Source organism: Acinetobacter wuhouensis, from assembly GCF_001696605.3.
Classification (GTDB): domain Bacteria; phylum Pseudomonadota; class Gammaproteobacteria; order Pseudomonadales; family Moraxellaceae; genus Acinetobacter; species Acinetobacter wuhouensis.
The window spans coordinates 865,245-878,489 of the sequence record NZ_CP031716.1 but is presented as its reverse complement, the minus strand read 5'-3'; the positions used below and the strand labels follow the sequence as shown (position 1 = coordinate 878,489).

Genomic DNA, 13,245 nt, shown 5'->3' with positions numbered 1-13,245 from the left:
AGAAACGCGATTAAAAAATCAGCTAGGAATATCCTCTAGCTGATTATGCATTCATAACTTTCTAATTTAAACCAAACTCAACAAAGCAGAAAACTTTCCAATTCTCGCCTTTGGCTTTGCTTCATCCAATTCTTCTTTTGAACCATAACCATATTCTACAGCAATGGTTTCAATGCCATTTTTACGTGCACCAAAAATGTCATGCTCACGGTCACCGACCATCAAACACTCATCAGGGTTTAACTGCTCTTTCTCTAAAATATAAGCGATCAATTCGCCCTTATTGGTACGCTCACCTGTAAGTTCACTGCCGTAGGGATAGTCGAAGTATTTGAGTAAATCAAAATGATCCAAAATTTGACGTGCATAGATTTCGGGTTTAGCCGTGGCTAAAAATAGACGATAACCTTTATTTTTCAATGCTTCCAATGTCGAAGCGACATCATCAAACACATGGTTTTCATACAAGCCTGTCACTGCAAAACGCTCACGATAACCAAGCAAAGCTTGTTCTGCCAAATCATCATTCACATCGACATTCAATAATTTTGCCAAAGACGCTTTTAATGGAGGACCAATAATCCAGTCAATATTTTCACTGTCAGGAATTGGATGTCCCACTTTATTCAGTCCATAACGTGCAGAAGTGGTAATCCCCTCTTTTGGATCGGTCAAAGTTCCGTCTAAATCAATCAAAATATTTTTAAGCACAGATTTACCTTTTACTAAATTCAAGCGATGCAAAATTACAGTCGAGAGTTTTGCTAAAGTTGCCTATACTAACTCAAATTTGTGAATTTAAGGACATCATCGTGCGCCCTACTGTATTGTGTTTTTCAGGTCTTGATCCATCAGGTGGCGCAGGTTTGCAAGCAGATATTGAAGCTATTGGGCAAAGTGGTGCACATGCAGCCATCGCCTGTACCGCACTGACAGTTCAGAACTCTCAGCAGGTCTTTGGTTTTGAAGCGACTTCTAAAGAATTATTACTCGCTCAAGCCAATGCCGTAGTGAAAGATCTACCAATTAAAGCTGTTAAGTCAGGCATGTTAGGGACTACGGATAATATCGCAGCCTTAGCAAAGTTTTTACGTGAACATTCGGATTATCTCTATGTCCTTGACCCTGTATTAGTTGCCAATAGTGGCGGTTCATTGGGCAATCAGGAAACCTTAGTTAAAGCCTTTGTCGAATTGATTCCTTTAGCAACCGTACTCACGCCAAATACAGTGGAGCTTCGAGCTTTAACAGGTGAGCAAGACCTCGATAAAGCCACAGCAAAACTGTTTGAAATGGGTGCAAAAGCAGTTTTAGTTAAAGGCGGACATGAAGATACCCCTGACTATATCCGCAATGCGCTTTATGTGAATGGTGAAATGGTTTCCGAAACCAAATGCCCGCGTTTAGACGGTGAATATCACGGTTCAGGCTGTTCGCTTGCAAGTTTTATTGCAGGTCGATTAGCTTTGGGCGATTCATTACCAGTTGCTGTAAATCATGCAGAAGCATGGTTATTTGGCGTATTGAAAAATGCGGAAACACCTGTTGAAGGTGGTCAGAAAATTCCAAAGCGGTTTTGAGTTGAATTGCTTTTAATCCCTCATCCCAACCTTCTCCCAAAGGGAGAAGGAGCTTTCATTATTAACTGATGTTACGTAGTAATATCAAAATTGAAAATTACACCTCGATAAAAGTAGATACGCGATAACGTCATCCGCAACGTGTTTGAGGCAGGACTACATCTGTAAGTTAACGTTTCTGCGATATATCAATCAAAAGATGGTCACCGACGAGTTTTGCGGATGACAATGGTTTTGCCTACTTTTTCCGAAAAAAAAGTAGGTCGAGCCGAAGGCTAATCCCTAAATCAAAACTTTTGATGCAAGACTCCGTCAAGTAAACTTCAAAACAGTTTAATATGATGCTTTACATTTGAATGTGCGTAACATCAGTTATTAATTTTTCAATCACTTATACAAATACAAAAATCAAAGCCCCCTCATCTTTCGCTTTTTATCTCATAATACTTTTAAAATTAGAGTAATTGCTCTAAAATATTTTTATCCACGATTCAAAGCTGATCACAGCGAATAAACAGTTGTAAATATAAGGTTAAGAACAAAATAATTGAAAAGGAATGACTGATGAATTACCCACAATATCAAGATGATCTGAATAAACTATTAGAGTCTGAAATCTTTGGTGAAGCTGTTTTTCTTACTGCTGCTAAACACGCTAAATCAGAAGAACATAAACAAAAATGGTTGGCTTTGGCAGCTTTAGAAACTCAAACCCTTGAGCGCTTTCAGGCATTTTTAAAACAGAATAACTTAAAAGCCACATCTCGTTTGCATATCAAAGCACAAGGTAATGCCACAGGTTTTGCATTGGCTAAAATGCCGTGGAAATTGGCGATGTTTTTCACAACCTTTTATGCAAGCCTTTGAACGCTTATGCAAACATGCAGATCAGGATACTCAGATGTTTTTTGAATATGTGCTGAATCATGAAAAAAGTATTTATGAGTTTGCAGATAAAGAGTTGAAAAAACAAAAGACAACCTCTTTGGATAAAGTAAGATATTTACTTGATTGAGATAAGTATCTTACTTAGTCACTAAGCTAGTTTTAATCAAACGGTTTTGTCTGCATGACTGTCTTTCAAATTCTGTACATGCTGACGATTGGTTTTCCATGACTTTTCCAGCACTTCTTTTTCAATTCTGAGCTGAATACGTTTGAGTTTTGTCGATGGAATCACTTCTTCTTGAAAGCCTTTGACATAATCTGTCCAAGCTGCACCACGAAAAACATTACTCGGCATTTGTGTTTTAAACTCACAATCAGGCATAAAAACTACGACTGAATGAATCAACGCAGGATCAACAATATCAGCCAAAATGTTTTCTAAAACCTTTTGGTGTTTATAGTTTTGATGCAATGGATTTTGAAATTTATAAGAGTTTTTATAAATCTTCTGTGTCCATGTTTTCTGAAGTTCTCCTCCAAAAATCCACCCTTTGTAATTCTTGGTTTCAACCACAAAAATGCCATACGGACTCAATAAAATATGATCTATTTGTGTGGTTTGGTTCTGTTCATCAGGTAAAGTACAATCATTCAGCAACGTGTATTTCTCTTTATCCAGATACAATTTTACATGCGCACTGACAGCAAATTCTCCTATTTTCCCTTTTAAAAAAGGCTTAAATGCTTTGATTGCCCCAACAATCAGGAATAATGGAATCATCCACCACAGTTGCGAAAAAAGTGGTGCTAACATTTGTGATGTATTCATTTAAAATTTTAATATTATCAATAATTAAGTCTAGTTTATTGTAATTTCTCAATTTTTAAAAGAATACCCTTATTCTCCAACCCACCTGCAAAACCCACCAGTTTCCCATTTGCTCCAACGACTCGATGACACGGCGCAATAATCGAAATTGGATTTTTACCATTAGCAGCGCCCACAGCACGAACAGCTTTAACATTGCCAATCTGTTCTGCAATCTGTTTATAACTACGGGTTTCACCAAAAGGAATGGTCAACAAAGCCTGCCAGACTTTCTGTTGAAACTCAGTGCCCTCAAAATCTAAAGGCAAATCAAAAACCTGACGTTGCCCTGCAAAGTATTCATTCAACTGCTTTTGCGTTTCGAGCAAAATCGGATGTTGTGTATTTTCAATCAATTCCGCCAAACGAACACGATTGGGGTTTTCATTTTCCCAAAGCACAGCGACTAAAGCAGTTTCAGTCGCCACAAGTTTAAGCTGACCAACAGGAGAAGCCATTTCCATAAAAGACAGTTTCATCAACTTCTCCTTAAATAAATTCACATTAAGATGATGAGAGTTTCATCAATATTAACCCAGAAATGATTAAAACCGCAGCCAACATACGCATAGCCGATGCAGGCTCACCTAAGAAAAATATCCCGACTGCAAATGACCCAATCGCACCAATGCCTGTCCATACGGTATATGCTGTGCCGAGTGGCAATGTTTTCATGGCATAGGACAATAATGCAAAACTTGCGATCATAAAAACAATGGTCAAAATACTTGGTGTCAGTTTGCTGAAACCGTCAGACACTTTCATACAGTATGCCCAAACCACTTCCAACAAACCTGCAACAATCAATAATGCCCAAGCCATAATTTATTCCTCACATCAGAAAAACAGTAAGGTGAATAATTCAACCTTACTGTTCGAAAATTGATTTAAATTTAGAAACTTATGAAGATGAGAGTTTCATCAATACCAAACCTGAAATGATCAGAACCGCAGCAAGCATACGCATGGCAGAGGTTGGCTCACCTAAAACAAAGATTCCGACCAGAAATGAACCAATCGCACCGATTCCTGTCCAGATGGTATAGGCAGTCCCCAACGGCAATGTTTTCATCGCATACGCCAAAAGACCAAAGCTTAAGATCATGAAAAATATTGTGACAACGCTCGGTGTGAGCTTAGTGAAACCCTCGGACATTTTCATGGTATATGCCCAAACGATTTCAAAGACACCTGCAAAAATAAGAACGATCCAAGCCATGACGACCTCCAAATTTTAATTAGAGTCAGGTCGTCCTGACGATTTTTCTTGGTGCAGTTTTTAGAAATAAAGCACTAAGGGAGGTCGTTCCTCCGCTGAATGATTAAATACTAACTTATTTTGCGACATATTTGGGCATGATTTACAAAACTTGACCCAAAATACACCTATAAAAATTAGGGCTTTAATTATAAAAGCCCTAAAACAATTCACTATTCAACCAATAATACACAGTAACATCAAAACATTTTTTCTCAATAAAATTGGATACGCGATAACGTCATCCGCAACGTGTTTGAGGCAGGACTACATTTATAAGCTAATGTTTCTGCGATATATCAATCAAAAGATGGTAGTTGACGAGTTTTGCGGATGACAATGGTTTTGCCTACTTTTTCCGAAAAAAAAGTAGGTCCAGCTGAAGGCTAATCCTGAAATTAAAACTTTAGATGTATGACTCCGCTAAGTGTGCTCTAAAACAGTTTGAAAGGTGAATTGTTTTTAAAGTTCGTAACATCAATTATTTAAAACATCAAAGTTCAGGTTTAAAACTTAAACCTGACCCCTGCACCATAAAGCCAACCCTTTTCAGAATCGCTTTCCACTTGCCACGGCGTTGCATCATTACCTTTTGAATATTCATAAGCAATATCAATATACGGCATGACTTTTTTACTGATCTCATAACGGGTTTCAATACCTGCTATCACACCACTCAGACCTGATTTTTTGGCATATTTAGAATCATCTGAAAATACCACATCGACATTCAAATACGGTTGAAAAATCAACTTCTGCGTCAGCAATAAATCACGTTCAGTTTCCAGACTAAAGCCTGAATAATTGTCCTCACCTACATAGAGATAAGCATCGGTTTCAAAAAAATACGGTGCCATACCATGCAAGCCAATCACACCATCCAGTTTTTCTTCTGTATCAGTACCTCTCTGATCACGTTCAACTTTTTCCACACGATAGCGTGCACCAATCTGTGCATCCCAAAAATCAGAGATCATGCGACTGTAGAGCATTTTAAAGTCATATTCAGCATCGTGTGATTCATGCTTATCAATATGTGCTTTCAGGAAAATCTTGTTTTCATCTGTCCCGATGCGGGTTTCAATTTCAGATTTTAAAGCACCCTCACCATCTTCATTCAGCAACCATTTATTGTCCACGGTGGTTATCGCATAGATCTGCGCGCCATGTTCTTTGCGGTGATCATGCCCTTGATGGGCAGTGTGATCCTCGGGAGCAGAAACTGCTTTTTGCTGATGTTGTGAATGATCCATTGCGCCATGATTCATAGATGCGTGATTCATATTTTCATGATTCATCTGTGAATGGTTCATTTTAGAATGATCCATTGCAGGCATCGCTGTCGTTTGGGTTTCAGTCGATGTATCTGAATGATGCCCTTCATGTGCCACAGCCCAAGCACTGACTAAAAATAACGAACTTGCCAATACTGTTTTTGGAAATAACTTAATGATGTGCATGATTATCTCCTTTTAAGTCTTGGCTTTTCGTATCAGTTGAGCCTTTTTGATCCGCTTGATTTTTAGGTTGAGCTGTTTTGCAATGTGTTGCATATTCAGCATTGCTCATATGCGCATGCTCACCCTGACGATGTTGTGTACATTCTGCGTCTGACATGGTTGCATGACTCATCACATGACCTTGTGGCATTTGATGATGTTCAGCATGTTGCTGTTGCATACCATGTGCATGTCCTTCATGCGCTATCGTCCAAGCACTGATTAAAAATAACGAACTTAGCAATACAGCTTTTGAAAATAACTTAGTGATGTGCATGTTGATCTCCTTGCTGTGCTGCATTGCTGTTTTTATTTACATTGCTTGTTTGGCTATTTGAAGCATTTTTTTGAATTGGTGTCGTGGTCGTTTCACCCTCTGAAACATTGGCAACGATCAATTTATTCATCATGCCTGCGCTCATGTGATACAGTAGATGACAGTGAATCGCCCATTCACCCAATTCATCCGCAGTGAGTAATGCCGTCACTGTTTTTGCAGGTGGTACAACGATGGTGTGTTTGTTCGGCATATCCACCGCAGGCTGACCATTTTCCAGTTGCATAAACATGCCATGTAAATGCATCGGATGCGCCATCATACTGTCATTGATAAATTTAATTCGGATGCGCTCGCCATATTTCACTTTTAATGGCTCTGCATCGCTGAATTTTTTACCATTAATTGTCCAGATATAGCGCTCCATCGTACCGCCCAAACGAACAACCAATTCACTTGTCGCTTCACGGGTATCAGGTTGTGGCGTTAACGATTTTAAATCACTGTATTGCAGGGCTTTATCACCTTGTGGCGTTGCAGCATTTGCCCAACCCTCTACAACTGCATCAGATTTTTGTGCTGTTTTTGCTGCAGGCATTTGATGTTGTGAATGATCCATTGTGGCGTAATCAGCAGTTTGCGTATTCGCATGATTGCCTGCTTCTTGATGCATAGTCGAATGATCCATAGTTTGCATTGCACCATGATTCATCTTTGAGTGATCCATGCCTTGCATCGCACCATGATTCATCTTTGAATGATCCATACCTGCATGCTCACCACCATGCCCCATATCATCCATGGTTAAAATGGCACGAGGGCGTGCTTGTGGCATGTGAATACCATGCGATTGCGGTGTCAATTCATTGTGCAATGTGCCAATCGCAAAACCTGAACGGTCAATCGACTCTGCTTCGATCTGATAATGTCCTGTCTTTGGCTCAACCACGACATCGTAGGTTTCTGCTGTACCAATACGGAACTCATCCACAGGTACAGGTTTCACAGGTTGACCATCTGCACCGACCACTGTCATTTTCAGGTTCGGAATGCGCACATCAAAGAACGACATCGCAGAGGCATTGATAAAACGCAGACGCACTTTTTCATTCGGCTTAAACATGCCAGTCCAGTTCTGCTCAGGCGTTTTACCATTGATCAAGTAGGTATAACCCGTAACATCAGACATGTCAGTTTTTAACATACGCATCTGATTCCACATTTTGCGATCAGACCACGTGGCTTTTAAGCCATCACGTTTCACCTGTTTCCATACATCACCCAAAGTTTCGCGCTGATCCTGATAATATTCAGCGGAAATTTTCAGGTCTTTTTGAATCTGGTCGCTGGTTTTTTCATGGAAATCCGAAAGCATCACCACATAGTCACGCTCAGTTTTTTCATGCTCAGCAAGTGGTTTCTTGTCCTTTGGATAAATCACCAAAGCACCGTATAAACCGTCCTGTTCCTGACCTTTGGAATGCGCGTGATACCAGTAAGTTCCGCTTTGACGCACTTTGAATTTATAGACAAAATCGCCTTTTGGTTTAATGCCATTAAAACCGTTAAAGCCTGGTACACCATCCATCAAACCTGGCAATAACAAGCCGTGCCAATGAATCGAAGAATCCTGATTTTTTAAATTATTATGTACATGAATCACCGCATCATCACCTTCCTCAAATTCGAGCAAAGGCGCAGGGAACTGACCATTTACGGTGATACGTTTTAGAGATTTACCTGTGACATTGACCATTCCTTCATCAATGGTCAGATGATATTCCTTGACTGCTGCAAAGCCCCAGGTAGACGAGAATAAAGCAACAGCGACGACGATGCTTTTTGAAAATTGAATAGACATAACTCAACCTTAATTTCTGAATTTATTTAAAAAAATAATGCTTCGGAAAATCAGATTAAGCTTTAGGAGGTCGTAGAATTTCCTGCCAATGCCCTGCGAGATGCTGAGCCTGGTAATGAATTTTTGGGGAGTTCTGTTCAGAATTGTCTTGAGGAACAGTCAATTTTGGAATATCGGTATTGAACCAGACAATTGAAGACTGACAGGAAAATAAAGCACAGTTTTGACAATCCGCATGCTGCATGTGTTTGGATTGAATCAGTTGATTATGACAATCTGTTAGACTCAGTGCAGAGCCATCGTTCTGCTGATTCTGTGCTTCCAGATCTGTACAATGCTGTTTCATATCCTGTACTGACATGTGCTGCATCATGGTTGCATGATCAACACCAGTTTGATTCTGTATCTGCTCATGTTGCATCTGCATACTGATCTGCATGGTTTTTACAGAAGCTACAGACACACCACTCCACCCTATGGCAAAAACCATAAGACAAACAAACCAAGCCTGTTTGCAGAGTTGTGTGAACATTATCCATCAATCAAGTGAGAATTAACTCGTTTTAGCATACCCAATAATTTGAGGAGTGGCAAATCGCGCAATGACATTCAATACATATTTGAAGTCTAAAACCGTATCAATACGAAATCATGTATAAAGTAAATTATGCCAATGAAAAATCATCAAGCCCTTTTCCTATCTGTATTTAGTGCCTAATAATCAAACAGCATGTTTGTAAAATACAGATTAAAAATAAAACAGAAATTTTCTTGGTATTTAAATCAAAAAAGAGCCCGTTTGGACTCTTTTTAAACTTATTTTGTATAAGTCATAAGCAATTGATCTTATTTTGCTTAAACTATAAACAGTTTATCAGCAAGCTTATCTACACAGTTATCCATATAGTTATCATCAAACTTATCCACAATTTTATCCATATTATTGTGTAAAAGTCTAAGCCTTCTGTGAACCTGCCAATGCCAATTCAGCACGCATCTCATCAATCACCGCTTTATAATCAGGCTTACCAAAAATCGCTGAACCTGCCACAAACATATCTGCACCCGCTTCTGCAATTTCACGGATATTGGCCGGTGTTACGCCACCATCGACTTCCAAACGAATATCACGACCTGAGGTATCAATGATTTTACGTGCCTGACGTAATTTATCCAAAGTACCAGGAATGAATTTTTGCCCACCAAAACCAGGGTTCACACTCATCAACAGTACTTGATCAACTTTATCTAAAACATAGTCTAGGTAATGCAAAGGTGTTGCAGGGTTAAATACTAAACCTGCTTTCGCACCACCATCTTTGATCAATTGCAAAGAACGATCGATATGATGTGTTGCTTCAGGATGGAAAGTAATAATATCCGCACCTGCTTCTAGGAAGTCACCGATCATACGATCTACAGGTGAAACCATAAGATGCACATCAATTGGCGCTTGAATGCCATATTTTTTCAAAGCTTTACATATACCAGCACCAAAAGTTAAGTTCGGTACATAGTGATTATCCATCACATCAAAATGCACAACATCTGCGCCTGAAGCTAATACATTGTCAACTTCTTCACCCAAACGAGCAAAATCAGCAGATAAAATAGAGGGTGCAATTAAAAATGGCTTGGACATGGATCAACCTGGCTTGAAATATGGGTTTTCTCAATTATAGCAAATTTCTGGCTGAACTTTGCTGAAAGCCTGCGATAAATCGTCCAAGCCATGATTGGCATTGCAATAATGCAACGAAGCGTTCTATTTAAATAACAGCCTGAGCCATGTTTTTTTGCTAGTTTTAAGTGGGCTCAGGAGTAAATGAGAATGAAAAGCAATACTACTATTCAAACTGATGATGCAAAACGCGTTGCCAAACGTTTATTGAATCATTGGAAACACAAATTTGAAGTGGCTGAAACAGATGAAAAATTCAGTATTTTCATGCCCGATGCGACTGTGATTTTACGTCCACACATAGATCGTCTTATTGTCGAATTAGAGACCTCACAAGAAGATGATGCTCATTTACAGCATGTGATTATTGAACATTTAAATCGAATGGCACAGCAAGAATTCACGGTGGAGTGGCAACATCAAGCTTAAGACTTCGCTTGATGTTATCCTTTGGAATCAAAAATAACCTTTAAAATCAGGTTACTTTTTTTGCTGTTTTTCAAAATCACGTACCATCTGAATCCGTTCAGCAGTCGCAGGATGTGACGATAAAGCTTCAAAAATCTCTAAAGAAGAATGTTTTTCATCAGTTTCATTCTGCGCAGATGGTGTACTTGTAGCAGATTTTTGATCGGCTTTATTCGCTTTATCTTTTCCATCCGATTTCTCAGCCGCTTCAGTTTCATCACTTAAGCGCTGTAAAAAATTAGCGAAATGAGAAACTTCGATCCCCTTACGATCCATTAATTTTAAAGCATACATATCTGCTTCTGACTCAAACTTGCGTGAATAGTTAGCACCGACCATTGCCATCGGTAAAGAGGTGAATAAATCTGAACTATCCCCTGTCATCGCGATATACAACACACTCAATCCTAAGCTGGTTAAGCCCTGTTGTAGGCTGTGTCGTTGAATCAAATGCCCTTGCTCATGTGCCAAAACACCGAGAATTTCTTGATCACTATGTGCCATTGCAATCAATTCATCTGTCACAATAATGGTATTGTTTGGCAATGCAACAGCATTTGCACCTAAATGGCTACCTTCACGAAAAACCAGTTTTGCAGGCTTACCCTCGGCTATGGTCGTTAGATACTGCTGAGTAATTAGATCCTTTTGACCTTTTGCTAAAGTACTTGGTGCTGTCCAATTGTTGAGGACATATTCTTCCGCCTCATCACCTAACTTCTTCATGCTATTTTCAGGCAATTGAAATGCCACATAATGCGATGCGGTAGGAACACCCCACTTAACCAATCCAATGACAAAAGCGATGACAAAAATAACACTGAATATAATTAACGAGGGAGAGCGTTCTAATTTCCAAATGGAATGGTGAACATTCTTCGCACCTAAATTAAACCATTCAGGTAACTCACCTTGAAACTCGATACGGGCATCATCATTCAGTTCGATAATGGGATTGAGCTTCCCCAAAGCGCCGATCAAGGTCATATCGTTATATGCATAGCGCTTCTGGAGCTCTAAACGCTCACCATAACGCAGCACAACCTCTGTTTCAGATTGTGCTGAAAGTTGCGCATGATGTGGTTTTGACACCACACCATCATAAAAAATTACATCAATTGATCGCGACATCATGATTTAACTCATTCTTTTATAAAGACACATCAATATCGAAAATGTCACTAATTTCTTCGGCAAGTGCACTTTGCTCTTGTTGCGCTAAATTCATCATTTGATCTGGATCGTCATACAACGTTAAGCTCATTGATTCAATTTGATAACGATGAATACGAACCGCCGCCCATGCCGACATTAAGCCAATGGTAAATATTTTAGCAATCCAATTTGTAGCCACAATCCAAGCATAGCGCCATTGATTACAGTCTGTTTTAAATTGGCTATTACCAACAGTGGTATTGTTCCAAGTGGTAATAAAAATACGTGCAGAGATTAAAGGATAGACAAACAATCCAATGATTATGTACGCACCAAAGAAACCGAACATAAAGAAGTTTGGCGAAAACCCAACGATCGAACCGATGATGCCAAAAAATACAATTGAAAAGGCAATGAGAATTCCAATCGCCATAAAAATAGGGACATATACAGCTGCCATATACGCAGACCAATCTGCATGTAATTTAAATTCTAATTGTCCCGCATAGAGATGATTGAGATAGTATTTTTTATACATCCAAATCGCGACAGGTGTAAATATACCCAAGGTAAAAATATAGAGCAGAATACTTAAAATAAAAATCTTATAAGACTCTTTGGTTGTTCCGCCAAAATAAAAACGACTATTACCAAACTTACTATTTCTTGCGGTAAAACGTAAAGTTGCACGGATCAACCACGGCACAGCCGCATATAAAACGATAAAACCAACAACCGTTGCGACCATTGAATACTGTGATGACACAGAGAAAGCAGCATAAATCCCAAGTGCAATCAGGCGCCCAACCAAAATCTTAGTGGGTATTCCTGTAAAATCGAAGCGTCTACGAGAAAATTCTGTATTACCATAAAAATAACGTAAGCGACGTACTTTTGCCCATGGGGCATAAAGACTTAAGGTAATAATCGTCAGCAGGATATTGACAATCCAAATGCCAAAATATTCCATCGCATCGCCATGAAATCTAAAACGACGAACAATTGGTTGGTGTAATGATGCTATTGGACTTTCTGGCGGTGTAATCGGCGTAGTATTCGGCTGATCTGGAAAAGGTGGTGGAATCTGATCTTGCATTTTATTCTCTTTATTCAATTATTTGATTCAAATTAAAGTGATATATTAAAAATTAACTCAGTCAGTTTATCGTTTTTTTATATTGAAAGAAATAGAGCAAAAAGCAAACTGAATTTGTTTTTTGCTCATTTATTTATTTTCTAAAAATGAATCAATTATTTGGTGAGTTGCAAAGCATGAAATTGCAAATGGTCATCAATAAAGCTCTGAATAAAATAGTAACCATGATCATAACCTTCATGGAATCGCAAGGTTAATTTTTGCCCCACTTGATCACAAGCTTGTTGATACTTTTCAGGATGCAATTGGCTATAAAATTGATCTTGAATCCCTTGATCAATCAATACCTCATCAAACAACTGTCCTTTGGATAAAAGCAATTGTGTTGCATCATGTTGTGCCCATTCAGACTGATCATTTCCAAGGTAATTTGAGAACGCTTTTTCTCCCCATGGACAATCACTTGGCGCACAAATCGGGGCAAATGCTGAAACAGATTTAAATAAATTGGGATATTTCCAAGCCAAAGTCAAAGCACCATGACCGCCCATACTCAATGTACTTTGTGTAGTATGCTTCTTCAACGTGCTGTAAAAACTATATGGAATTTATAG

The 13,245-nt window shown here is 38.9% G+C and carries 15 protein-coding genes and 1 pseudogene; 3 read left to right on the top strand and 13 right to left on the bottom strand.

Going from position 1 to position 13,245, the window contains the following annotated elements; all coding sequences use genetic code 11:
• Positions 1 to 66 precede the first annotated feature (66 nt).
• Positions 67 to 711 carry an HAD-IA family hydrolase gene (locus tag BEN71_RS04830; RefSeq protein ID WP_068974868.1) on the bottom strand — a complete coding sequence of 215 codons (645 nt, stop codon included), beginning with the start codon at positions 709 to 711 and terminating at the stop codon, positions 67 to 69.
• A 101-nt stretch (positions 712 to 812) separates the two neighbouring features.
• Between BEN71_RS04830 and BEN71_RS04825 the strand changes: the two genes are divergently transcribed.
• Both BEN71_RS04825 and BEN71_RS04820 read left to right on the top strand, forming a co-directional pair.
• The gene (locus tag BEN71_RS04825; RefSeq protein ID WP_068974869.1) at positions 813 to 1,580 is read left to right on the top strand and encodes a hydroxymethylpyrimidine/phosphomethylpyrimidine kinase; all 768 of its coding nucleotides are present in this window, start codon (positions 813 to 815) and stop codon (positions 1,578 to 1,580) included.
• Positions 1,581 to 2,144: 564 nt separating this feature from the next.
• The gene (locus BEN71_RS04820; RefSeq protein ID WP_406565263.1) at positions 2,145 to 2,447 is read left to right on the top strand and encodes a ferritin family protein; all 303 of its coding nucleotides are present in this window, start codon (positions 2,145 to 2,147) and stop codon (positions 2,445 to 2,447) included.
• A gap of 184 nt (positions 2,448 to 2,631) precedes the next feature.
• Here the strand turns inward: BEN71_RS04820 and BEN71_RS04815 are convergent, their stop codons facing one another.
• The 9 genes from BEN71_RS04815 to rpe all read right to left on the bottom strand — a co-directional run bounded on the left by BEN71_RS04815 (position 2,632) and on the right by rpe (position 9,873).
• Positions 2,632 to 3,297 (bottom strand): nuclease-related domain-containing protein, encoded by a 666-nt coding sequence (locus BEN71_RS04815; protein ID WP_068974870.1) that lies wholly within the window; start codon positions 3,295 to 3,297, stop codon positions 2,632 to 2,634.
• A gap of 35 nt (positions 3,298 to 3,332) precedes the next feature.
• Positions 3,333 to 3,815, bottom strand: coding sequence for a methylated-DNA--[protein]-cysteine S-methyltransferase (locus tag BEN71_RS04810; RefSeq protein WP_068974871.1), 483 nt, complete (start codon positions 3,813 to 3,815; stop codon positions 3,333 to 3,335).
• Positions 3,816 to 3,840: 25 nt separating this feature from the next.
• Complete coding sequence (sugE, locus tag BEN71_RS04805) at positions 3,841 to 4,158, bottom strand: quaternary ammonium compound efflux SMR transporter SugE (RefSeq protein ID WP_068974872.1); 318 nt, start codon at positions 4,156 to 4,158, stop codon at positions 3,841 to 3,843.
• A gap of 79 nt (positions 4,159 to 4,237) precedes the next feature.
• Positions 4,238 to 4,555, bottom strand: a complete 318-nt coding sequence (locus BEN71_RS04800; protein ID WP_068974873.1) for a DMT family transporter — start codon at positions 4,553 to 4,555, stop codon at positions 4,238 to 4,240.
• 545 nt (positions 4,556 to 5,100) lie between these two features.
• Positions 5,101 to 6,054 (bottom strand): copper resistance protein B, encoded by a 954-nt coding sequence (locus BEN71_RS04795; RefSeq protein ID WP_068974874.1) that lies wholly within the window; start codon positions 6,052 to 6,054, stop codon positions 5,101 to 5,103.
• Entirely contained in the window at positions 6,041 to 6,370 is a 330-nt protein-coding gene (locus BEN71_RS04790) for a hypothetical protein (protein WP_068974875.1), read from the bottom strand. The genes BEN71_RS04795 and BEN71_RS04790 overlap by 14 nt, the downstream gene beginning before the upstream one ends.
• Entirely contained in the window at positions 6,357 to 8,231 is a 1,875-nt protein-coding gene (locus BEN71_RS04785; protein ID WP_068974876.1) for a copper resistance system multicopper oxidase, read from the bottom strand. Before BEN71_RS04785 ends, BEN71_RS04790 begins: the two co-directional genes overlap by 14 nt.
• Before the next feature lie 55 nt (positions 8,232 to 8,286).
• Complete coding sequence (locus BEN71_RS04780) at positions 8,287 to 8,763, bottom strand: hypothetical protein (protein WP_227542654.1); 477 nt, start codon at positions 8,761 to 8,763, stop codon at positions 8,287 to 8,289.
• A gap of 423 nt (positions 8,764 to 9,186) precedes the next feature.
• Positions 9,187 to 9,873: a ribulose-phosphate 3-epimerase gene (gene rpe / locus BEN71_RS04775; RefSeq protein WP_068974877.1), complete on the bottom strand. Its 687-nt coding sequence runs from the start codon at positions 9,871 to 9,873 to the stop codon at positions 9,187 to 9,189.
• A 189-nt stretch (positions 9,874 to 10,062) separates the two neighbouring features.
• On the opposite strand from rpe, the gene BEN71_RS04770 reads away from it, so the two are divergent.
• Positions 10,063 to 10,341, top strand: coding sequence for a DUF2218 domain-containing protein (locus BEN71_RS04770; RefSeq protein ID WP_068974878.1), 279 nt, complete (start codon positions 10,063 to 10,065; stop codon positions 10,339 to 10,341).
• Positions 10,342 to 10,392: 51 nt separating this feature from the next.
• Here BEN71_RS04770 and BEN71_RS04765 read toward each other — a convergent pair whose 3' ends face one another.
• The 3 genes and pseudogenes from BEN71_RS04765 to BEN71_RS04755 form a co-directional block, all read right to left on the bottom strand.
• Positions 10,393 to 11,511, bottom strand: coding sequence for a M48 family metallopeptidase (locus BEN71_RS04765; RefSeq protein WP_068974883.1), 1,119 nt, complete (start codon positions 11,509 to 11,511; stop codon positions 10,393 to 10,395).
• 19 nt (positions 11,512 to 11,530) lie between these two features.
• On the bottom strand, positions 11,531 to 12,631 hold the full coding sequence (locus tag BEN71_RS04760) for a YjgN family protein (RefSeq protein ID WP_068974879.1): 1,101 nt from the start codon (positions 12,629 to 12,631) through the stop codon (positions 11,531 to 11,533).
• 155 nt (positions 12,632 to 12,786) lie between these two features.
• Positions 12,787 to 13,185: pseudogene (locus BEN71_RS04755) on the bottom strand (alpha/beta hydrolase-fold protein); the annotation flags it as partial.
• Between the last annotated feature and the right edge of the window lie 60 nt (positions 13,186 to 13,245).

Coding starts and splice junctions, on each gene's coding strand:
- BEN71_RS04780 (WP_227542654.1), bottom strand. CDS start 8,763: ATGTTCACACAACTCTGCAAACAGGCTTGGTTTGTTTGTCTTATGGTT.
- BEN71_RS04790 (WP_068974875.1), bottom strand. CDS start 6,370: ATGCACATCACTAAGTTATTTTCAAAAGCTGTATTGCTAAGTTCGTTA.
- BEN71_RS04770 (WP_068974878.1), top strand. CDS start 10,063: ATGAAAAGCAATACTACTATTCAAACTGATGATGCAAAACGCGTTGCC.
- BEN71_RS04820 (WP_406565263.1), top strand. CDS start 2,145: ATGAATTACCCACAATATCAAGATGATCTGAATAAACTATTAGAGTCT.
- rpe (WP_068974877.1), bottom strand. CDS start 9,873: ATGTCCAAGCCATTTTTAATTGCACCCTCTATTTTATCTGCTGATTTT.
- BEN71_RS04785 (WP_068974876.1), bottom strand. CDS start 8,231: ATGTCTATTCAATTTTCAAAAAGCATCGTCGTCGCTGTTGCTTTATTC.
- BEN71_RS04810 (WP_068974871.1), bottom strand. CDS start 3,815: ATGAAACTGTCTTTTATGGAAATGGCTTCTCCTGTTGGTCAGCTTAAA.
- BEN71_RS04800 (WP_068974873.1), bottom strand. CDS start 4,555: ATGGCTTGGATCGTTCTTATTTTTGCAGGTGTCTTTGAAATCGTTTGG.
- BEN71_RS04765 (WP_068974883.1), bottom strand. CDS start 11,511: ATGTCGCGATCAATTGATGTAATTTTTTATGATGGTGTGGTGTCAAAA.
- sugE (WP_068974872.1), bottom strand. CDS start 4,158: ATGGCTTGGGCATTATTGATTGTTGCAGGTTTGTTGGAAGTGGTTTGG.
- BEN71_RS04795 (WP_068974874.1), bottom strand. CDS start 6,054: ATGCACATCATTAAGTTATTTCCAAAAACAGTATTGGCAAGTTCGTTA.
- BEN71_RS04760 (WP_068974879.1), bottom strand. CDS start 12,631: ATGCAAGATCAGATTCCACCACCTTTTCCAGATCAGCCGAATACTACG.
- BEN71_RS04815 (WP_068974870.1), bottom strand. CDS start 3,297: ATGAATACATCACAAATGTTAGCACCACTTTTTTCGCAACTGTGGTGG.